This is a genomic window from Galbitalea soli (assembly GCF_010686725.1).
In the GTDB taxonomy this organism is placed as follows: domain Bacteria; phylum Actinomycetota; class Actinomycetes; order Actinomycetales; family Microbacteriaceae; genus Galbitalea; species Galbitalea soli.
This window is the reverse complement of the sequence record NZ_JAAGWZ010000001.1, coordinates 12,935-33,263: the sequence shown is the minus strand read 5'-3', so window position 1 is coordinate 33,263 and position 20,329 is coordinate 12,935. Positions and strand designations below refer to the sequence as shown.

The window sequence follows — 20,329 nt, the reverse complement described above, 5'->3', positions numbered from 1 at the left end:
TGCGGAGGCGCGCCCGCGCGGTCTAGCCTTGAGGAACACGTTCGCACGGCAAGGGAGCACCGATGTCCGACCCCACCCCCGCAGCCGCCCCCGGCTGGTACCCCGAGTCACCCGGGTCGAGTCGGGTGCGGTGGTGGGACGGCGCCCGCTGGACCGACCAGGTCCACAACCAGGGCGCCCCGCAGCCGCCCCTCCGCGCACCCGAGGGCACCTCGCCCGACACGGTGTTCGCGTGGATCCTCGCGGTGCTCCCGCTCGCCACGATCCTCACGATCCTCCCCATCGATTTCGGCGGATACCTGCGGGCCGCGATGCTCGACGCGCGCTCCCCGTACGCGAACGGCACCGCCGCACTGCGCCTGGCCGCGAGCCCGGGCTACGGCCTCACCCTGCTGCTGGGGCTGTGCATCCTCGCCCTGACCGTCGTGCTCGCCTACTTCGACTGGCGCGAGCTCGGTCGGCGCGGCGTGCCCCGTCGCTTCCACTGGGCCTTCGCCTTCTTGCAGACCGGGATGGTCTACATGATCGGTCGCGCGGTCGTGGTGCGGCGGCGGACGGGTCGCGGACTCGCCGTGCTCTGGGTCTGGATCGCCGCCTACGTCATCGCGGTGATCGTCGTGTTCTCGATCCTGCTGTCGACCATCGCTCCGGTGATCGGGCAGCTGGCGCCGCTGCACCGCTACTAGCGAGCGGGCTCGCCGCAGCGGGTCGTTACTCCGCCGACGCCGCCCAGCCGCCGACGCCGACCTGCCATCTCCGCCGCCCCGCTGTCTCCAGCCAGCGGTCAGCGCATCGCGGCGGCAAAGAGCTCGCCCACGCCGATCAGGGCGAGGTCGCTGTGCCGGGGACCCACGAGGCACAGCCCGACCGGATCACCCGCGACGCTCAGCACCGGGGCCGACAGGGCGGGGAATCCCGCGAGTCCCGCGATCGCGGTGAGCCGCAGCGTGGCCGCGCGCGTGGCCTCGATCTGAACGGCATCCGCGGTGGTCGACGGGGCGGTCGACGAGGCGGAGGGAAGGAGCAGGATTCTCCCGTCGAGCGCGGTTTCGATGTGGGTGCGGGCGGCCGCCCGTCGCACCCGCGCCGCCGCCACCGTCGCGGGGTCGAGTTGCGAGGCCCAGGCGAAGCGGGCCGCTATGTCGGCGCCGAGGGCACCGGGGTGGGCGTCGATCCAGTCGCCGTGCGTCTCCCACGCCTCGGCGCCTTGAATCGTGCGGAAGGTCTCGAACAGCTCGTCCACGTCGCCCAGCTCCACCTCAGCGAGGTCGGTGAGCAGGCCCGACGACTCGAAGACCTCCATGGCCGCCCCGAACGCCTCGCGCACCCGGGGCGAGGCCCTCCCGACGACCGCGGGCGCGATCGCGAAACGCGGCGACAGCGGCAGCTGGCGGGCGCCATCGAGGGAGGCCGCGGCGGCGGCCCGCAGCACCCGCGGCTCCCGGGTGAGCCAGCCGACGGTGTCGAAGGAGGGCGCGAGCGCCAGCAGCCCGTCGGGGTCGACCGCGCCGTGGGTCGTGCGAAGGCCCCACAGCCCCTGATAGGAGGCGGGAACGCGGATCGACCCGCCCGTGTCGGTGGCCAGACCGATCGAGGCCTGACCCATCGCCACCGCCGAGGCCGGCCCACTGGATGACCCGCCGGGGATTCCCCCCACGACGGCCGGGTTGGGCGGGGTGCCGTAGTGCGGGTTGCGGCCGGCGATGCTGTACGCGAACTCGTCGGTCTGCGCGATGCCCTGTACCGCGGCTCCCGCCCCGAGCAGCGCCCGCACCGCCGCGGCATGCCGGGCACTCGGACCCTGCTCGGCGAGATAGGCGGGAACACCGCCGCCGACCGCGTGGCCCTCGAGCGCGAAGAGGTCCTTCACCGCGACCGTCTGGCCGTCGAGGGGTCCCGAGCCGGTCGGCGCCACGAGGGGGGTGCCCACCGTGCGCCAGACCGTCGACGTGATCGCGGGCGCCGGGAGGCTCACGTGCGCGGCGTGCACGAGCCAGCCCGCGGCATCCCGCTGCCAGAGCTGGGTCTGCTGGCCGCGGCCGCCGCTGAGCGGTGCGGTGACGGCGACGACGAGGGCCGTGTCTTTGCCGAGCGGTCGCACGTGCACGGCGAGGATCGTGCGCTGCGGCGAGCCGCCGCGACCCTTGCGGAACGCGCTGATGGCGTCGTGGCCGAGGAGAACTCCCCCGGCGTCACCGCGCAGCGTGTCGGGGCCGGGTGCGAAGAGGGCGTCCAGGGCGGGCAGATCGTTGGCCATGAGGGCGCGCTCGTACTCCCAGAAGGCGGCGAGGAGGCCGTCGGGGAGCTCGGCGCCCTCGGGAAGCAGCACCGGCGCGTCAGTCAAAGTCCGCCACCCGGATCGTCGCGTGCACGCCCTTCACGAGGTCGACGACCTGCGAGATGCGGAAGTCCGTCGCCGCACTCAGGTAGGCGTAGGCGTGCTCGGGGTCCATTCCGAAGCGCGCCTGCAGGACGGCGATCGCGGCGCGCACGCAGTTGCGCACGGCCGTATCGAGATCCTCGTCGAGGCCGGTCGGCACGAGGTAGTCGGCCGTCTCGACGAGCGGGCCCAGCTGACGGCCGAACGCGGCCACCGCATCCTGTTCGGTCACGACCTCGAACCGCAGGGTCGCCCGCAGCGAGGCCTCCATCGCGGTGAGCGCGACCTCGCCGTCGCCCTGGGCGAAGTGCGGGTCGCCGACATAGGCGAGGGCGCCGGCGACCTGCACCGGCAGATAGAGGATGCTGCCCGCGGTGAGCAACGCGATGTCGATGTTGCCGCCGTGGGGCCCCGGGGGAACCGAGTGCGGCCGCACCTCGCCCGCCACCGCGACGCCCATCGTGCCCAGGAACGGGGCGAGCGGGAAGGCGACGGTGTGCGCGCCGCCCGCCACGCGCGGCAGCGTGCCGACGAGCGCGCCATCGCGCTCCTCGACGGCAGCGAAGACGCTCACCGAACCCTCCGCGCGCGGGTACTCGCCCGGCAGCGCTCCGCGACCGTGCCGGTTGGAGATCACGCCGTAGGGCACGCGCGGCAGCAGCTCCACCACGGTCACCTTGAGCAGGTCTCCGGGGCGTGCGCCGCGCACGGCGATGGGGCCGGTGATCACGTGCGGACCGTCGACGGCGGGGTCACGCGGATGCTCGGACGCAGCGAGCCCGATCGCATCCTGCAGCACGGCCTCCGGCCCGACGCCGTAGAGCGCGAAGTAGGCCGCGGGATCGCGGCCCTGATCCTCGAGGATCCCCTCGTGGCTGATCGTGTCGATCGTGACCTCGTCGCCCGGCTCGATCTCGAGCACGGCGGCGTCAGCGGCGCAGGGCAGGCGGCCCCAGAACACGGTCGACGGGTCGGCCGGAAGGTAGTGGGCCGCGCGCACGGGGCCGACGCCGGGCTGCAGGATCTGCTGTGAGCGCATGGGCGGCTCCCCCTTTCGACGGACGGTACTGTCTAAACCATATCGATGTGGGAATCCCCCCTTTTTCACCCCCGAAGGACTCCGTGAAGAATCGCCTGCGCCAGAATCCCGCCACGCTCCATCTCGCCCTGATGCTCGCCCTCACCTTTTCCACCGGCGTGATCGACGCGGTCGGCTACCTCGGCCTCGACCGGGTGTTCACGGGCAACATGACGGGCAACGTGGTGATTCTCGCGATGGCGCTCACGGGCGCCGACAAGCTGCCGGTGGTGGGGCCGGTCATCGCGCTCGTCCTGTTCATGGCGGGCGCGGCGACCGCCGGGCGCGTGCTGCGGCCGATCGCGGCGGGCTGGTCACATCGCTCGACGACGCTGTTCACCGTCGTCGGTGTGATCCTCGGCGTCGGCGCGATCGCGTCCCTCGCCTTCCCGAGCCCGCGACCGGACGCGCTGAGCTTCGCGGTGACCGGCATCCTGGGCTACGCGATGGGCATGCAGGCGGGTGCCGCCCGGCACATCGCCGTGAAGGACGTCACGACCGTCGTCGTCACCTCGACCCTCGTCGGTCTCGCCTTCGACTCGACGCTCGGCGGGGGCGGCGGCCAGCCGTGGAAGCGTCGCGCGGGCGCGATCCTGCTTCTGGGGGCGGGTGCCGCGACCGGAGCCGCCCTGCTGCGGGTGCACCTCGGCCTCGGGATGGCGCTCTCCGCGCTCGTCACGATCGCGGTCGGAATCCTGGGTCACATCGGCCAACCGAACGTCGACGCCAGGGAATAGTCTGGGCGCATGCCCATCATCTCCCGCGGGTTCTCCGGTCGCAGGCGCGAGGAGTCTCCCCAGCTGCCACCCGGCCAGTACCTCACCGAGGACTTCCCCGTGCTCTCCGCAGGCCCGACCCCCGCGATCGCGACGAGCGACTGGGTGTTCGGGGTCACCGGCGACGTGGCCGAGACCCGGGCATGGAACTGGGAGCAGTTCCACGAACTCGGACTGGAGGAGATCCACACCGACATCCACTGCGTGACCCGCTGGTCGAAGCTCGGCACCTCGTGGCGCGGCGTCTCGCTCGACCGCGTTCTCGATGGGCTCGACGTGGCCGGTCGCTTCGCGATGGCCGGCTGCTACGGCGGCTATACGACGAACGTGCCCGTCGACGATCTGCTCGGCGGCAAGGCGTGGATCGCGACCGAGTTCGAGGGTGCGCCCCTCGACCCCGAGCACGGGGGTCCCGCGCGGCTGCTCGTGCCGCACCTCTACTTCTGGAAGAGCGCGAAGTGGGTGCGCACGCTGCGCATCATGCCGAAGGACGAGCCCGGATTCTGGGAGCAGAACGGGTACAACATGTACGGCGACCCCTGGCGCGAACAGCGGTACTGGTGACGGGAGACTGGACGGTGGGCACGGTCACGGCGATCGCCCCGCAGACGCCCACGTCCCGAAGCATCGACCTCGAGGTTCCCGGCTGGCCCGGCAATCTCGCCGGTCAGCACCTCGACCTCCGCCTCACCGCACCCGACGGGTACACGGCGACCCGCTCGTACTCGATCGCGACCGCGGGCGCGGGCACGCGCGTCCAGCTCGCCGTCGACCGGCTCCCCGACGGCGAGGTGTCGCCCTATCTCGTCGACGAGCTGATCGTCGGCGACCAGCTCGAGGTGCGCGGACCGCTCGGCGGGTGGTTCGTGTGGCGACCGCCGGCGGATGACCGCTCCCCCGCCGAGCCCGTCCAGCTCATCGGCGGCGGCTCCGGCATCGTGCCGCTCATGGCGATGGCGCGCGCACACGCGGCGGTCGCCTCCACCGTTCCGTTCCGTCTGCTCTACTCCGTGCGCGCCCCCGAGGACGTGTTCTTCGCGGCGGAGCTCGCCGAGCTCGCCCGGTCGCCGCACTTCGACATCGACTGGGTCTACACCCGGACCGCGCCCGAGGGGTGGTCGGGCTCGCCCGGGCGCGTCACGCGCGAGCGGCTCGCCGAGGCCGTGGTGCCGGCCGCGCTCGACCCGGCGGTCTTCGTGTGCGGGCCGACCGGCTTCGTCGAGACCGTCGCCGACCTCCTCGTCGAGCTCGGCCACCCGGCCGCGCGCGTGAAGACCGAACGCTTCGGAGGTGCCTGATGACCTCGCACGTCGACGGTAACGCACTGGCGGGACCGCTCTCGGAGCTGTTCAGCGCCGACATGACGTGCGCCTCGTGCCGCTGCGCGAGTTGCGGCGACGTGGCCGACCTCGCCGAGGCCATGGTGTACCAGAAGCCGAACACCTACATCGTGCGCTGCCACCGCTGCGGCGCGATGCTGCTGACGATCATCCAGGGCTCGCACCGCACCCGGCTGGAGCTGTCGGGCGTCGCCGCGCTCTCCGTGCCGCGCCCCGGCACCTGACCGGCCCCACGACGACACCGCGCCGACCCCGCACCGGCGTCAGAAACAACACCGCGCTCAGAAACAACACCGCGCCGACCCACTCGCCCGTGAGGCGAGGGATCGGCGCGGTTCGCGGTTGTCTGCCGGATGCCCGGCGCGCGACTAGCGGGCGGCGGAGCCGTCCGTGTAGTCGGCGTCCTGCTGCTTCCACGCGAAGAGGGCGCGAAGCTCCTTGCCGGTCGCCTCGATCGGGTGCGCGGCACCCTTCTCGCGGAGGGCGAGGAACTCGGGCGCTCCCGCGTCCTGATCGTTGATGAAGCGGGTCGCGAAGGTGCCGTCCTGAATGTCGGAGAGCACGGCCTTCATGTTCTCCTTCACGTGCGGGTCGATGACACGCGGGCCGGAGACGTAGTCGCCGTACTCGGCGGTGTCGGAGACCGACCAGCGCTGCTTGGCGATGCCGCCCTCCCACATGAGGTCGACGATGAGCTTGAGCTCGTGCAGCACCTCGAAGTAGGCGATCTGCGGCTGGTAGCCGGCCTCGGTGAGGGTCTCGAACCCGTACTGGACGAGCTGCGAGACGCCACCGCAGAGCACGGCCTGCTCGCCGAAGAGGTCGGTCTCGGTCTCCTCGGTGAAGGTCGTCTTGATGCCGCCGGCGCGCAGGCCGCCGATGCCCTTCGCGTAGCTCCAGGCCAGCTCCCAGGCGTGACCGGAGGCGTCCTTCTCGACGGCGACGATCACGGGCACTCCGCGACCGGCCTCGTACTCGCGACGCACGGTGTGGCCGGGGCCCTTGGGCGCGACCATGATCACGTCGACGCCCTCGGGCGCCTCGATGTAGCCGAAGCGGATGTTGAAGCCGTGACCGAACAGGATCGCCTTGCCCTCGGCGAGGTTGGGCTGGATGTCGTCGCGGTAGATGTGGCGCTGGTACTGGTCGGGCGCGAGGATGACGATCACGTCGCCCCAGGCCGCCGCCTCGGAGGCGGTGAGGACGGTGAAGCCGGCCTCCTCCGCCTTGGCCTTCGACTTGGAGTCCGGCTTCAGGCCGATGACGACCTCGACACCCGAGTCGCGGAGGTTGAGCGCGTGCGCGTGCCCCTGCGATCCGTAGCCGATGACGGCGACCTTCTTGCCCTGGATGATCGACAGATCGGCGTCTTTGTCGTAGAAGATTTCGGTCATGTGCTGATTCTGTCCGCCGGTCCTACTCGGCGAACCCGCTCCACCGCGCGAGTGCCCTCGCGCCGCTTCGCCGGCCTTTCTTGTGGTTGGGATGGATTGTTGGTCAGTTCTTGAAGACGCGCTCGGTGATGCTCTTCGAGCCGCGTCCGATGGCGAGCAGACCGCTGCGGGCGATCTCCTTGATGCCGTAGGGCTCGAGCACGCGCAGCAGCGCCTGCACCTTGCCACTGTCGCCGGTGACCTCGATCACCAGGGCGTCCGGCGACACGTCGACGACGTGCGCGCGGAAGAGGTCGACCGCCTCGAGGATCTGCGATCGCGTGGAGGCGTCGGTGCGCACCTTGATGAGCATGTGCTCACGGGTGACCGACTGCGCCGGATCCAGCTCCACGATCTTGATCACGTTGATGAGCTTGTTCAGCTGCTTGGTGACCTGCTCGAGCGGGAGGTCCTCCACGTCCACCACGACGGTGATGCGCGAGAGGCCCTCGATCTCGGTGGTGCCGACGGCGAGCGACTCGATGTTGAATCCGCGGCGCGCGAAGAGTCCCGCGACCCGCGTCAGCAGGCCGGGCTTGTCCTCGACGAGCAGGGAGAGTACGTGGCTCATGGTCTACTCCTGTTCCCACTCGGGCGCGTGGTCGCGCGCGTACTGCACGGAGGAGTTGCCGACGCCCTGCGGCACCATCGGCCACACCATCGCGTCGCGGCTCACGATGAAGTCGATGACGACGGGTCGGTCGTTCGTCTCGAGCGCGAGCGTGATCGCGGCGTCCACCTCCTCCGGCTTGGTCACTCGGATGCCCAGTGCGCCGTACGCGTCGGCCATCTTCACGAAGTCCGGAATCATCCGCGTCTGGCCGCCGTCACCGAGGTGACCGGTGTTGAGGTCGGTGAAGGAGTGCCGACCGTCGTAGAAGAGGGTCTGCCACTGACGCACCATGCCGAGCGAGGAGTTGTTGATGATCGCGACCTTGATCGGGATGTCGTTGATCGTGCAGGTGGCGAGCTCCTGGTTGGTCATCTGGAAGCAGCCGTCGCCGTCGATCGCCCACACGACGCGGTCGGGGTTGGCCACCTTCGCACCCATCGCGGCGGGCACGCCGTAGCCCATCGTTCCGGCGCCGCCGGAGTTGAGCCAGGCGTTCGGACGCTCGTATTTGATGAACTGCGCCGCCCACATCTGGTGCTGACCGACGCCCGCGGCGTAGACCGCCTCGGGACCGGACAGCTGGCCGATGCGCTCGATGACCTGCTGCGGTGAGAGCAGACCGTCGGTGGGCAGGTCGTAGCCCAGCGGGTACTGCTCGCGCAGGAAGTCGAGGCGCGCCCACCACTCCGACAGATCGGGCTTCGCGGCGCCCATGAGGTCGGCGAAGGCGGTGGTGAGGTCGGCGATGACGTCCTTGGCATCGCCGACGATCGGAACATCGGCGACGCGGATCTTCGAGATCTCCGCGGGGTCGATGTCGACGTGCACCACCTTGGCGCCCGGAGCGAAGTCGGCGACCTTGCCCGTGACCCGGTCGTCGAAGCGCGCGCCCAGCGACACGAGCAGGTCGGACTCCTGGATGCCCAGCACCGCCGGAACCGTGCCGTGCATGCCCGGCATGCCCAGGTGCTGCGGGTGCGAGTCGGGGAACGCTCCGCGCGCCATCAGGGTGGTCACCACGGGTGCGCCCACCTTCTCGGCGAGGGCGAGGAGTTCCTCGTGCGCCTCGGCGCGGATCACGCCGCCGCCCACGTACAGGATGGGGCGCTTCGCCTCGGCGAGCAGCTGCGCCGCGGCGAGGATCTGCTTGCCGTGGGCCTTCGTCACCGGACGGTAGCCGGGCAGGTCGATCTTGGGCGGCCAGATGTAGGGCGCGGTGTTCTGCTGGGCATCCTTGGTGATGTCGACCAGCACGGGGCCGGGGCGCCCGGTCGTCGCGATGTGGTAGGCCGCGGCCAGGGTCGCGGGCACGTCGGCCGGGTCCTTGATGAGGAAGGAGTGCTTGGTGATGGGCATCGTGATGCCCACGATGTCGACCTCCTGAAACGCGTCCGTCCCCATCACGGTGGAGAACACCTGACCGGTGATGGCGAGCAGCGGGACCGAGTCCATGTGCGCGTCGGCGATCGCCGTGACGAGGTTGGTGGCACCCGGGCCGGAGGTCGCGATGGCGACACCGACGCGGCCGGAGGAGGAGGCGTAGCCCTCGGCGGCGTGACCGGCGCCCTGCTCGTGGCGGACGAGGATGTGCCGGATGGCGGTCGAGGCCATCAGCTCGTCGTAGAAGGGCATGATCGCACCACCGGGGAGTCCGAAGACGTCGGTGATGCCGAGGTGCTCGAGGGTGCGCAGGATGGCACCGGATCCGGTGAGCATCTCGGGCTCGCGTGACGCACGCGAGGCGGGTGACACGGGAACTGCTTCCGTGGGCATGGGATGTACGACTCTTTCGTGAGGGGATGATCTGCTGACGCGGACTACCCGGTGACTGCGCCCTCCGCAGCGGAGTGCACGAGCTTCGAGTACTTTGCGAGAACGCCACGGGTGTAGCGCGGGGGAAGTGGAGCCCAGCCGTTGCGGCGAGCTTCCAGCTCTGCGGGCTCCACCAGTAGGTCGAGCGAGCGAGCTGCGATATCGACCCGTATCAGATCACCATCGCGCACGAAGGCGATCGGACCTGCGTCCACCGCTTCGGGAGCTATATGGCCGATGCACAGGCCGGTTGTGCCGCCTGAGAATCGTCCGTCTGTCAAGAGTAGTACATCTTTTCCGAGGCCCGCGCCCTTGATCGCCGCGGTGATGGCCAGCATCTCGCGCATCCCGGGGCCGCCCTTGGGGCCTTCGTACCGGATGACGACGACCTCGCCGGGGTTGATGCTGCCCTCCGTGAGCGCGTCGAGGGCGGCGCGCTCACGCTCGAACACCCGCGCGGGGCCTTCGAACACGTCCGCGTCGAAGCCCGCGGTCTTCACGACGGCGCCCTCGGGGGCGAAGCTGCCCTTGAGGATCGTGAGGCCGCCGGTCGCGTGAATCGGGTTGTCGAGCGTGCGCAGCACCTCGCCGTCGAGCGGCCCGGGGGCCAGCTCGGCGAGGTTCTCGGCCACCGTCTTGCCGGTCACCGTCATCGCGTCGCCGTGCAGGAGCCCGGCATCCAGAAGCGCCTTCATGAGCACCGGGATGCCGCCCTGACGGTCGACGTCGTTCATGACGTACTTGCCGAAGGGCTTGAGGTCGCCGATGTGCGGCACCGCCGAGCCGATGCGGTTGAAGTCGTCGAGCGTGAGGTCGACCTCGGCCTCGCGCGCGATCGCGAGCAGGTGGAGCACGACGTTCGTGGAGCCGCCGAGCGCCATCGCGACGGTGATCGCGTTCTCGAAGGCATCCTTGGTGAGAATGTCGCGGGCGGTGAGCCCGAGACGCAGCATGTTGACGACGGCCTCGCCGGAGCGGTGCGCGTAGTAGTCGCGGCGACGGTCGGCGGATGCCGGGCTCGTCGACCCCGGAAGGCTCATGCCCAGCGCCTCGGCGACACTCGCCATGGTGTTGGCCGTGTACATGCCTCCGCAGGCACCCTCGCCCGGGGCAAAGGCGCACTCGATGCGGTTGGCGTCCTCCATGCTCATCTTGCCGGCCTTCACCGCGCCGACGGCCTCGAAGGAGTCGATGATCGTGATGTCCTTCTCGGTGCCGTCGCTCAGCTTCACCCAGCCGGGCGCGATCGAGCCGGCATACAGGAACACGGAGGCGAGGTCGAGGCGCGCCGCCGCCATGAGCATGCCGGGCAGCGACTTGTCGCAGCCCGCGAGAAGCACCGAGCCGTCGAGGCGCTCGGCCTGCATGACGACCTCGACCGAGTCGGCGATGACCTCGCGGCTGACGAGCGAGAAGTGCATTCCCTCGTGGCCCATCGAGATGCCGTCGGAGACCGAGATGGTGCCGAACTGCAGCGGGTAACCGCCGCCCGAGTGCACGCCCTCCTTCGAGGCCTGCGCGAGCCGGTCGAGTGAGAGGTTGCAGGGCGTGATCTCGTTCCACGAGCTCGCGATGCCGATCTGGGGCTTGTCCCAGTCGGCGTCGCCCATGCCGACCGCGCGGAGCATGCCGCGCGAGGTCAGGGCCTCGATTCCGTCGGTGACGGTGCGGGAGCGGGGCTTCATGTCAGGAGACGTGCTGGCGGCAGACTGGGGCGCAGAGGATGTGTCCGGCATGTTACAAAGTGTAGGACTTTCGAGGGGCTCCCCCGTGCCCCTGGCGCACTACTGCTCGTGCACGCCGCCCTCGCGGAACTCGGCGAGCAGCGCGAGCACCTGCGCCACCTGAGCGGGACCCGCGACGCGGAACGCCGCCGCCGTCTCGCCGGTGCCGCTCTTGAGGCCGAGATCGTGCGGTTGCAGGGCGACGAAGGCATCCTCATCCGTCACGTCGTCGCCGGCGTAGAAGACCGCGTTCGCCTTCGTGTAGCCGCGAAGATGCTCGACCGCGTCGCCCTTCGTGGTCGACCGCACCGAGAACTCGAGCACGTTCTTGCCGTGCCGCACGGTGAGATCGTCGATCTCGGCGGAGGCCTCACTGAGCGCGACGAGATGGGCGACGCGAGAGTTGTGCTCGGTCGCGAGGCGCGTGTGCAGGGCGAATCCGGCGGGTTTGGGTTCGAGCCACACCTGGTCGAAAGCGTCGGCGACCTCACCGAGCACCTGATTGAGCGTGTCGACGCGCTTCAGCTCCGAGGTGTCGAGGCTGAGCGAGTCGTCGGGGCTGTCGAGCCGGATCTCGATGCCGTGCGAGCCCACGAGAAGCGCGGTGTCGGGCAGTTGCGAGACCGCCTCGAGGCTGTCGAGCGCACGACCGGAGACGAGCGCGACACGCGTGTTCGGGATGCCCAGCAATCGCAGCACGGCGGCCCGCGCCTCGGGCGTCGCCCGTGCCTGCTCCGGGTCGTCGACCTCGGGAGCGAGGGTGCCGTCGAAGTCGAGCGCGACGAGCAGACGCTTGACCCTGGCGAGCTCGTGCAGCGCGCCGATGAGTTCGCGGCCCAGCCCGCGTTCGCTGACCTCGCTCATGGTCGCCGCAGCCTCTCGACGGTCCACTCGAGTTCGCCGAGCGGGTCGTCGAGGTCGACGTCGCCCTCCGCCTCGCCGCGCAGCGCGGTGAGGAAGTCGGCGGACCAGCGCTCCACGTCGTTCTGGAGCACCTGCTTGCGCATGGCCCGCATGCGGCGCTGGCGCTCGGCCACGGGCATCCCGATCGCCTGCACCATCGCGTCCTTGAGCCCGTCGATGTCGTGCGGATTGATGCGCAGCGCGCGTCGCAGTTCGTCGCTCGCTCCGGTGAACTCGCTGAGCACGAGCACGCCGTTGCCATCGAAGCGACTCGCGACGTACTCCTTGGCCACGAGGTTCATGCCGTCGCGGAGAGCGGTGACCAGCATCACGTCGGCGGCCAGATAGAGCGCCACCATCTCCTCGCGCGGGTAGCCGTGGTGGTGGTAGCTGATCGCCGTGTGGCTCATGGTGCTGAAGTCGCCGTTGATGCGACCGACCGTGAGCTCCACCTCGTCGCGCAATTGCATGTACGCCTGGACGCGCTCGCGGCTGGGACTCGCCACCTGCACGAGCGTGACGTCTTCGACGCTCACGCGGCCGTCGGCGAGCAGTTCGCCGAAGGCCTTCAGCCGGTGACCGATGCCCTTCGTGTAGTCGAGCCGGTCGACGCCGAGCATGACGGTCTGGGGGTTGCCGAGGCCCTCGCGGATCTCTCGCGCGCGAGCCTGGATCTCGGGACGCCGGGCGAGCTCCTCGAAGCTCGTGGAGTCGATGGAGATCGGGAACGCCTTCGCGAGCACCCGCCGCGACGGCTCGCCCGGCACCTCGATGTACGGATTCTTGGTGACGTGGCCGAGCAGGCGGCGCACCGCCCGGGAGAAGTTGGAGGCGTCCGCGACGCGCTGGAAGCCGATGACGTCGGCGCCGAGCAGTCCGTCGACGATCTGGGTGCGCCAGGGCAGCTGCGAGAAGATGCCGTAGGGCGGGAACGGGATGTGGTTGAAGAAGCCGATCGTGAGGTCGGGCCGCACCGAGCGCAGCATCTTCGGCACGAGCTGCAGCTGGTAGTCCTGCACCCACACGACGGCGCCCTCCGCGGCCGCCGCGGCGGCGGCGTCGGCGAAACGCTGGTTGACGACGACGTAGCTCTCCCACCACTCGCGGTGGTAACTCGGCGGCGCGATCACGTCGTGATACAGCGGCCACAGGGTGTCGTTGCTGAACCCCTCGTAGTAGTTCTCGACCTCGTCGGTGCTGAGGGCGACGGGGATGATGTGAATGCCATCCCCCACGAAGGGCTCGACGTCGAGGTCGGGCTGGCCGGCCCAGCCGATCCAGGCGCCGTCGGCGGCGCGCATCACGGGCTCGAGGGCGGTCACCAGCCCGCCGGGCGAGCGCTGCCAGGAGGCCTCGCCCTCGGCACTGACCACCCGGTCGACGGGCAGGCGGTTCGACACGACTATGAAGTCGTATCCGTCACGGTCTTGAATCGTCATTGCCTCGCCTGCTCCGCGCGGTGCGCGTATCGCGCCCGTCGCCCGGTAGCGCGTCTAGGTTATCAGTCGGCCGCCGACGGCCGGCCGGGTTGCCGGGGCGCGGTGCGGTCAGGCACCCGTGGGCACGAGCCCCAGCGATCGCGCACGACGAACCCGGCGCAGCGCGATCAGGGAGAGCCCCAGACTCGCGAGCCCGAACGCCGCGAGCGCGCCCGCCGCGGCGACCGCCGTCCCCGCGCTCCCGCCCGCGATGATCGCCTGCATCCCGCGCACGCCGTAGCTGAGAGGCAGGAAGGGACTGATCGCCTGGAACGGCGCGGCGAGCAGCTGCACGGGGTAGAGGCCCCCCGTGGAGGTGAGCTGCACGGCCAGCAGCAGGATCGAGACGATGAGCCCCGTGCGCCCGAGGGCGAGGGTGAGGAAGTGGTGGAACGCGGTGAACGCGAGCGCCATCACCACTGCGAAGGACAGCGTCGCGGGCAGCAGCGTCCAGCTGACCCCGGCCGCGGTGTGCAGGAGCAGGACGAGCAGCGCGGCCTGCACGAGGGTGACGCCGCTCGCGCGGGCGACCCCCTGCAGGACGATCCGGCCCGGCGCCACCGTCGAGGAGAGCGTGCGGCGGCTGACCCGCCGCGAGACGAGGAACACGGCGAGGGCGCCGATCCAGAGTCCGAGGGGCACGAACAGCGTCGAGATGATCTGCGGCACCGAGGTGACCTTGTGGTTGCGCGTGACCTGCGCGCTGACGGGCTTCGCGACCACCTTGGCGGCCGCGGCCGATTGCGTGCTCGTGTAGCTCGGAACGCTCGTCGCGCCCTTCTCGAGCCCGGTGGCGAGGGTGGTCGCACCGCCCTGGAGCGCGGTCGCGCCCGAGGCCGACCGGGTGGCCCCGGTCTGCAACTGGCCGATGCCCGCCGCGAGAGTGCGTGTTCCCGTGCTGAGGGAGGCGCCCGAAGAGGCGAGGGTGTGCGCCCCGCTCGCGGTCTGCGCGATCCCCGAACCCAGACCGGTCATCGCCGTGTTCACACCCGCCACGACGCTGGGGCCGCTCTGCGCCGCCTGCGCGAGCGCCGCCGTCAGCGCGTTCACGGTGCCGATGGCGACGGGATCGGTCGGATTCGCGGTGAGCGCCGCGACCGCCTGCGTCAGCTGCGCGGAGATCGTCGAGACGCCACCCGTGTACTGGCCCACGCCGGCGACGAGCTTCGTCTTCGCCGTCGTCGCCCCCGCGGAGAGTCGATCCAGTCCGCCGGCGAGCGAGGAGACGCCGCCGACGTACTGGCCGACGCCACCCGCAAGACTGCTCGCTCCGGCCTGCGTCTGCCCGATCCCGTCGGCGAGCTTCGTGAGCCCGGTGGAGAGGCGTCCCGCACCGTCGGAGAGCTTCGTGGCACCGTCGGCCGCCTGGGCGAAGGATCCGCCGATCCCGCCGATGCTCGAATACACGCCCGCGAGGTACTTCTCGGTGATCGCGGAGCCGAAGGCGCTCGTGAGGCTGTCGCCGACCACCTGGGCGACGGAGCCGACGAGATAGTTGTGCGAGTCATCCGTGGTGATCTGGATGCTCGCGCGCACCGGGCTCGTCGTCGAGAGGGAGACGATCGACCGGGAGAAGTCCTTGGGCACGGTCAGGATCGCCGCGACGGTGCCGGAGGCGAGGGCGGCCTTCGCGTCCTTGCTGTTGGTGATGGTCCACGAGAATCCGGCCGAGTGCGCACCGGTGAGCTCGGTCACGAGCTGGCGTCCCGCGAGGATCGGCGTCTTCGTGCCATCGGCCGCGGTCTGGGTGACGAGCTGGTCGTTGTCCACGATGGCCGCGGGGATCCGATCGACCCCGGACTTCGCCGGGGAGACCGCCGCGACGACGAGGCCCGCGAACGCGAGGGGCACGAGCGCGACCGCGACGAAGGCGAGGAGGCGGGTCATCCGACCACGCGGTGGTGTGCTGGTCTGAGTCACTGGAGTGCGCCCTTCCGGTCGAGGTCGTACAGGTCGATGGCGGTGACGGGGCGCCCCACGCGATGGTGCTCGAGCGCCCGTGGTGCGATGGGCGTGCCCACCACGACGGTCGTGTGCGCCGGGGCGAGCGTGTCGATCGCGGCGAGGAAGATCGCCTCCTCCGCCTCATCGGCGAAGGCGTCGAGCAGGTCGAGCATCGCGACGGGAGTGTGCTCGGCGAGCGCGACGGTCGAGAGCGCCACCGCTCGGGTGAGCAGCGGGAGCTCGTGGATCGTGCTGTGGGCGCTGATCGACGGCTCGCCGGGCGCGAGCATGGCCAGGACGGTGTTCGCGCGGTCGATCCAGCCGCGGGCCCGGCGCGCGGCCGCGAAACCGCGCCACCAGGGCTGGGTCAGCCGGATGCGCTCCTCCAGCAGCTCACCGATCGTGACGTTCACCTCTGAGCGGTCCGACCCGCCCACGTCCTCGAGCGCGACCAGGCGACTGACCCGAGCGGATTCCGAGGGCAGCGGATGACCGCCCACCTGTGCCCGTCCCGCGACGGGGTCGAGGCGTCCCGCGAGTGTCGCCGCGAACAGCACGCGATCAACGCTCGATCCGCTCGCGATCAGGAGCGAGCCGGCCGGCACGCGGAGGCTGAGCGGTCCGACGGCGTGGGCGGCGGAGCCGACCACGAGCGCGTCCGCGGTGAGGGCATCCTGTCCCTGTCCCCGCGCCCACTCGACCGCGTCGCGGTGCTCGCGCAGGCCCTCGCCCTCGATGTCGACGTTGGGTAGCAGGCGACCCAGCCACGCGGGCATCCACCAGGCCGCCCGGCCGAGCAGCGCCATGATGGCGGGTACGAGGGTCATCCGCACCAGGAACGCGTCGGCGAGGATGCCGACCGCGAGGCCGACCGCGATCGCCTTGATGACGCCGGTGCCCTCGGGGATGAACGAGGCGAAGACGAAGAACATGATGAGCGCCGCGGCCGTCACGACCCGGGCCGCGCCCGAGAAGCCGGTGACGATCGCCGATCGGGCGTCCCCTCCGTGCACGTAGGCCTCGCGCATCCCCGAGACGAGGAACACCTCGTAGTCCATCGCGAGGCCGAACAGGATCGCCATGAGGAGGATGGGGAGGAAGCTCAGGATGGGGCTCGGCACCACCCCCAGCTGGTCGGCGAACCAGCCCCACTGGAAGATCGCGACGACGACGCCGAAGGAGGTCAGCACCGAGAGCAGGAAGCCGAGGGCGGCCTTGAGCGGCACGAATACGGAGCGGAACACCATCATGAGCAGGAGGATCGACAGCCCGACGACGATGAGCCCGAACGGCACGAGCGCGCTGTTCAGGCGCGAGGAGATGTCGATCTGCACCGCCGTCGAGCCGGTGACCGCGATGCTCACGTCGTAGTGCCGCGCGATGTCGGGCGCCATCGCGCGGATATCGTGCACGAGGGTGGTCGTGACGGGAGAGTCGGGTGCGCTGTTCGGGATGACCTGCAGAATCGCGGTGTCGAGCGACGGGTTCGGGATGCCCGTGCTCACGTATTTCACATCGGGAAGGGCGGCCAGTTCCCCCCGCACCTGGGACAGCACGTTCACGATGTCGGTCGTCTGGGTGATGTCGACGAGGACCACGAGCGGCCCGTTGCGACCCGGCCCGAAGTCCTTCGAGATCATGTCGTAGGAGACGCGGCTGACCGATCCGACCGGCTGGCTGCCGCCGTCGGGCAGGGCGAGGGTGAGGCTGAAGGCGGGGATGGCGAGGGTGCCCAGGATTCCGATCACGGCGATCACGGCCACGACGGGCGCGCGCATCACGAGGGTCACCCAGCGTTGGCCGAGCGTGCGGGCGGTGCCCTCCTGGGCGACGGCCCGGCGCGCCGCGCGGGAGCCGGGCTTCGGCACGAGCCGCCGGCCGGCGAGCCCTAGCAGCGCCGGCATCAGGGTCACCGAGGCGAGAATTGCAACGAGAACGCCGGCCGCAGCCGCGATTCCCATCGCCCCGAGGAACGGGATGTTCACCACGAGCAGCCCGAGCAGGGCGATGATGACCGTGCCGCCCGCGAAGACGACCGCGCTGCCCGCGGTGCCCACCGCGGTCGCCGCCGACTCCTCGAGCTCCATGCCGCGGCCCAGCTGGGTGCGGTGGCGCGACAGGATGAACAGTCCGTAGTCGATCCCGACCGCAAGCCCGATCATGAGCGCGAGAAGCGGCGTGGAGCTGCCGATCGTGGTGAACGCCGAGGCGGCGATCACGCCACCCATCGTGATGCCGACGCCGACGATGGCGGTGAGCAGGGGCATCCCGGCCGCCAGCAGCGAGCCGAAGGCGAGGAAGAGCACGACGCCCGCGACGATGACGCCGATGCCCTCGGTGGGCGAGACTCCCACGGTGTTGTCCTGGAATACGTTGCCCCCGAAGCCGATGGTCATCCCCGCGTCGGTGGCGATCGGCGCGAGCGCCTTCACCTTGGCAAGGCTCGCCAGGGGCACCTCCGACTGCTGGGCGGTGAACTGGATCGCGATGATCGCGGCCGACTTGTCGGCGGAGACCGCGTCGGAGGCGTAGCTGCTGAAGGGCGAGGAGACGTTGTTCACGCCCGGGATGGTCTCGGCTTTCGCGACGATGGAGGCGATGGCCTGCTTCGCGGTGGCACTCTCCACCGTGGAGCCCGCCGGCGCCTCGACGATCACCTGCGCACCGGCCCCCGCGGTCTGCGGGAACACGGCGGCGAGACGATCGATGGCGGTCTGCGACTCCGTCCCCGGAATCGCGAAGGACTCCTGGGTGGTTCCGCCGAGCGCGACCCCACCACCCAGGATGCCGATCATGAGCAGGAGCCAGACGCCGATGACGCGCCACGGACGCTGGTAGGTGAACCGCCCAAGACGGTAGAGCAGGGTGGCCACGGGTTCTCCTAGCGGGTTCCGGCGACGACGACGATGGGGTCGAGCAGCTCGTTGACGATGCGCACGAGCGCGGCCCGCACCTCGTCGACGGGCAGTTCGCGTGGGCTCGGCTGTGTCTTGACCGAGAGCACGTAGGCGGCACCGCCGAGCGCCATCCCGAAGCGCAACTGGTCCTCGGTGGTGCTGGCGGCGGTGCAGAAGAACTGGGCGAGACGCTCGACGACGAGGTTGGCGCGGTCGACGACCGGCACGTCCTCGAGGCCCGCCCCCTGGTTGATGAAGAGGAACACCTCGAGGCGGTGCTCGAGGAGGAGGTCGACGAACTGCTCGACGAAAGCGTGACGGGCCTCCCGATCGTCGAGGGTGCCGTCGACGGCGTCGATGATCGTGGTCAGCCGGTCGATGGCCGGGCCAACCGAGGCCTCGAGCAGGGCCTCCTTGGACGAGAAGTGGTAGAGCACGCTCGCCTTGGAGACCCCGGCGACCTCGGCGATGCGCTGGAGCGAGGTGCCCGCGTATCCGTTGGCGGCGAACTCGGCGAGGGCGATCGCCCTCAGGTCATCGTGAGTGGACATGCAGACACCGTAACTGACCGATCGGTCAGAAACTGTCCGATCGGTCAGTTTGTCAGCGAGTTAGCAGATTGTGGGTGCTCCTCAGTGCACGAGTGCCAGCACGAGCACCGCCGGGATGACCGTCAGCGGCACCACCACGAGCCCCAGCAGCACGTACCGCCGCCACGACACCTCCACGCCGAGCCCGCTCAACCGCTCATGCCAGAGCAGGGTGGCGAGCGACGCCCACGGCGTGATCAGCGGACCCACGTTCACGCCGACGAGCAGGGCCGCGAGGCGCACCGCGCTGTCGCCGGTCGGTTCGAGGGCGAGATAGGCGGGCAGGTTGTTGATCACGTTCGCCCCGAGCACCCCGACGCCGGCCACGCGCAGGAGCGCGAGCGGCGACTCCCCCGAGCCCGCGAGGGCGGTGAGCAGGGCGGTGGAGCCGAGCGTGCGCGCAGCCTCCACCACGAGGAAGAGCCCGGAGGCGAACACCACGATCTGCCAGGGCAGCAGCGAGAACCGCAGCACGCTGCGCTGGCGCACGAGGAAGAATCCGCCGAGCACGAGCGCGGCCGCGACGGCGGGGATCCAGACCTCGAGGCCGGAGACGAGGGCGGGGATGAGGAGTGCGACGACCACCGCGCTCGCGATGAGGAGGAGGCGGTCATCCGCGTGGGTGCGGGGCGCGGGGTCGTAGTCGCGCAGGAGCGCCCGACGGAAGATCACGAAGAGGATCACCGCGGGCACCACGATCGCCACGATCGCGGGAAGCGCCATGAGCGCGGCGAACTGGGCGGGACTGCCGCCGATCTGGTGCTCGGCGAGCAGGTTGGTGAGGTTGGAGACGGGAAGCAGCAGGGAGGCCGAGTTCGCCAGCCACACGGTCGTGAGGGCGAACGGCATCGGCGGCAGGCCCACGTGCGAGGCGACCGCGATGACGACGGGCGTCAGCAGCACGGCGGTGGTGTCGAGCGAGAGGAAGATCGTGCTGACCGAGGCGAGGAGCACGACGAGGATCCAGAGCATCCACGCCCGCCGCAGCCCCCACTTCGCCAGCTGCTCCGCCACGAGGGTGAACAGGCCGGCGGACGCGGCGAGTTCGGTGACGATCGTGATGGCGACGACGAACAGGAGGATCGGCCAGACGCGCTCGCCGACCGCGAGGGCGCGCGGCACGGGGAGAACGCCGGTGGCGATCGCGACGGCGCCGAGGAGCAGGAGCCCGGCGCCGATCAGAGCAGTCTTCACGCTGCACCTTTCAGGGGAAACTCCCTCAACCTACACGCTCACCGCGACGGCACGGGTGCGCGCGCGGCTGGCGCACGGGAGCGTGCCGCACAGCCGCGCGGGCGGGGGCGCGCGGCCCGGGCGGCCGGAGCGGTCGGGTGCGCGCGGGCGGGGCCGGGCGGCCGGAG

Annotated in this window: 17 protein-coding genes; 5 read left to right on the top strand and 12 right to left on the bottom strand. The window is 70.6% G+C overall.

Annotated features, from left to right (window positions below):
- Positions 1 to 62 precede the first annotated feature (62 nt).
- Positions 63 to 686 carry a DUF2510 domain-containing protein gene (locus G3T37_RS00140; RefSeq protein ID WP_163471334.1) on the top strand — a complete coding sequence of 208 codons (624 nt, stop codon included), beginning with the start codon at positions 63 to 65 and terminating at the stop codon, positions 684 to 686.
- 98 nt (positions 687 to 784) lie between these two features.
- On the opposite strand, the gene G3T37_RS00135 is transcribed toward G3T37_RS00140, so the two are convergent.
- Both G3T37_RS00135 and G3T37_RS00130 read right to left on the bottom strand, forming a co-directional pair.
- Positions 785 to 2,344 (bottom strand): AtzH-like domain-containing protein, encoded by a 1,560-nt coding sequence (locus G3T37_RS00135; RefSeq protein WP_163471332.1) that lies wholly within the window; start codon positions 2,342 to 2,344, stop codon positions 785 to 787.
- Positions 2,337 to 3,419: an acetamidase/formamidase family protein gene (locus G3T37_RS00130; RefSeq protein ID WP_163471330.1), complete on the bottom strand. Its 1,083-nt coding sequence runs from the start codon at positions 3,417 to 3,419 to the stop codon at positions 2,337 to 2,339. The genes G3T37_RS00135 and G3T37_RS00130 overlap by 8 nt, the downstream gene beginning before the upstream one ends.
- A gap of 83 nt (positions 3,420 to 3,502) precedes the next feature.
- On the opposite strand from G3T37_RS00130, the gene G3T37_RS00125 reads away from it, so the two are divergent.
- Genes G3T37_RS00125 through G3T37_RS00115 form a run of 4 tightly spaced genes read left to right on the top strand, consistent with a single transcriptional unit; the run spans position 3,503 to position 5,798 of the window.
- Positions 3,503 to 4,195, top strand: coding sequence for a YoaK family protein (locus G3T37_RS00125; RefSeq protein ID WP_338401130.1), 693 nt, complete (start codon positions 3,503 to 3,505; stop codon positions 4,193 to 4,195).
- Between the two features lie 9 nt (positions 4,196 to 4,204).
- Positions 4,205 to 4,798 carry a sulfite oxidase-like oxidoreductase gene (locus tag G3T37_RS14605; protein WP_206673775.1) on the top strand — a complete coding sequence of 198 codons (594 nt, stop codon included), beginning with the start codon at positions 4,205 to 4,207 and terminating at the stop codon, positions 4,796 to 4,798.
- A complete protein-coding gene (locus G3T37_RS14600) occupies positions 4,795 to 5,532 on the top strand; it encodes a ferredoxin reductase (protein WP_338401129.1) in 738 nt (245 codons plus the stop codon). Before G3T37_RS14605 ends, G3T37_RS14600 begins: the two co-directional genes overlap by 4 nt.
- Entirely contained in the window at positions 5,532 to 5,798 is a 267-nt protein-coding gene (locus tag G3T37_RS00115; protein WP_163471327.1) for a DUF6510 family protein, read from the top strand. Before G3T37_RS14600 ends, G3T37_RS00115 begins: the two co-directional genes overlap by 1 nt.
- A gap of 144 nt (positions 5,799 to 5,942) precedes the next feature.
- Here the strand turns inward: G3T37_RS00115 and ilvC are convergent, their stop codons facing one another.
- From ilvC to G3T37_RS00065, 10 genes are all read right to left on the bottom strand, one after another.
- A complete protein-coding gene (ilvC, locus tag G3T37_RS00110) occupies positions 5,943 to 6,968 on the bottom strand; it encodes a ketol-acid reductoisomerase (RefSeq protein WP_163471325.1) in 1,026 nt (341 codons plus the stop codon).
- Between the two features lie 103 nt (positions 6,969 to 7,071).
- Entirely contained in the window at positions 7,072 to 7,578 is a 507-nt protein-coding gene (ilvN, locus tag G3T37_RS00105; RefSeq protein WP_163471322.1) for an acetolactate synthase small subunit, read from the bottom strand.
- Between the two features lie 3 nt (positions 7,579 to 7,581).
- Positions 7,582 to 9,393: an acetolactate synthase large subunit gene (locus tag G3T37_RS00100; protein WP_163471314.1), complete on the bottom strand. Its 1,812-nt coding sequence runs from the start codon at positions 9,391 to 9,393 to the stop codon at positions 7,582 to 7,584.
- Positions 9,394 to 9,437: 44 nt separating this feature from the next.
- Positions 9,438 to 11,117, bottom strand: a complete 1,680-nt coding sequence (gene ilvD, locus G3T37_RS00095) for a dihydroxy-acid dehydratase (RefSeq protein ID WP_241732037.1) — start codon at positions 11,115 to 11,117, stop codon at positions 9,438 to 9,440.
- Between the two features lie 99 nt (positions 11,118 to 11,216).
- Positions 11,217 to 12,020 carry a trehalose-phosphatase gene (gene otsB / locus G3T37_RS00090; RefSeq protein WP_163471310.1) on the bottom strand — a complete coding sequence of 268 codons (804 nt, stop codon included), beginning with the start codon at positions 12,018 to 12,020 and terminating at the stop codon, positions 11,217 to 11,219.
- Positions 12,017 to 13,498: an alpha,alpha-trehalose-phosphate synthase (UDP-forming) gene (otsA, locus tag G3T37_RS00085; protein WP_163471301.1), complete on the bottom strand. Its 1,482-nt coding sequence runs from the start codon at positions 13,496 to 13,498 to the stop codon at positions 12,017 to 12,019. The genes otsB and otsA overlap by 4 nt, the downstream gene beginning before the upstream one ends.
- A gap of 108 nt (positions 13,499 to 13,606) precedes the next feature.
- Entirely contained in the window at positions 13,607 to 15,424 is a 1,818-nt protein-coding gene (locus G3T37_RS00080) for a YhgE/Pip family protein (protein WP_163471299.1), read from the bottom strand.
- Between the two features lie 29 nt (positions 15,425 to 15,453).
- Positions 15,454 to 18,354 carry an MMPL family transporter gene (locus tag G3T37_RS00075; RefSeq protein WP_163471297.1) on the bottom strand — a complete coding sequence of 967 codons (2,901 nt, stop codon included), beginning with the start codon at positions 18,352 to 18,354 and terminating at the stop codon, positions 15,454 to 15,456.
- Positions 18,355 to 18,362: 8 nt separating this feature from the next.
- Positions 18,363 to 18,929: a TetR/AcrR family transcriptional regulator gene (locus G3T37_RS00070; protein ID WP_163471295.1), complete on the bottom strand. Its 567-nt coding sequence runs from the start codon at positions 18,927 to 18,929 to the stop codon at positions 18,363 to 18,365.
- 81 nt (positions 18,930 to 19,010) lie between these two features.
- Entirely contained in the window at positions 19,011 to 20,162 is a 1,152-nt protein-coding gene (locus G3T37_RS00065) for an SLC13 family permease (protein WP_163471293.1), read from the bottom strand.
- Positions 20,163 to 20,329: the final 167 nt, after the last annotated feature.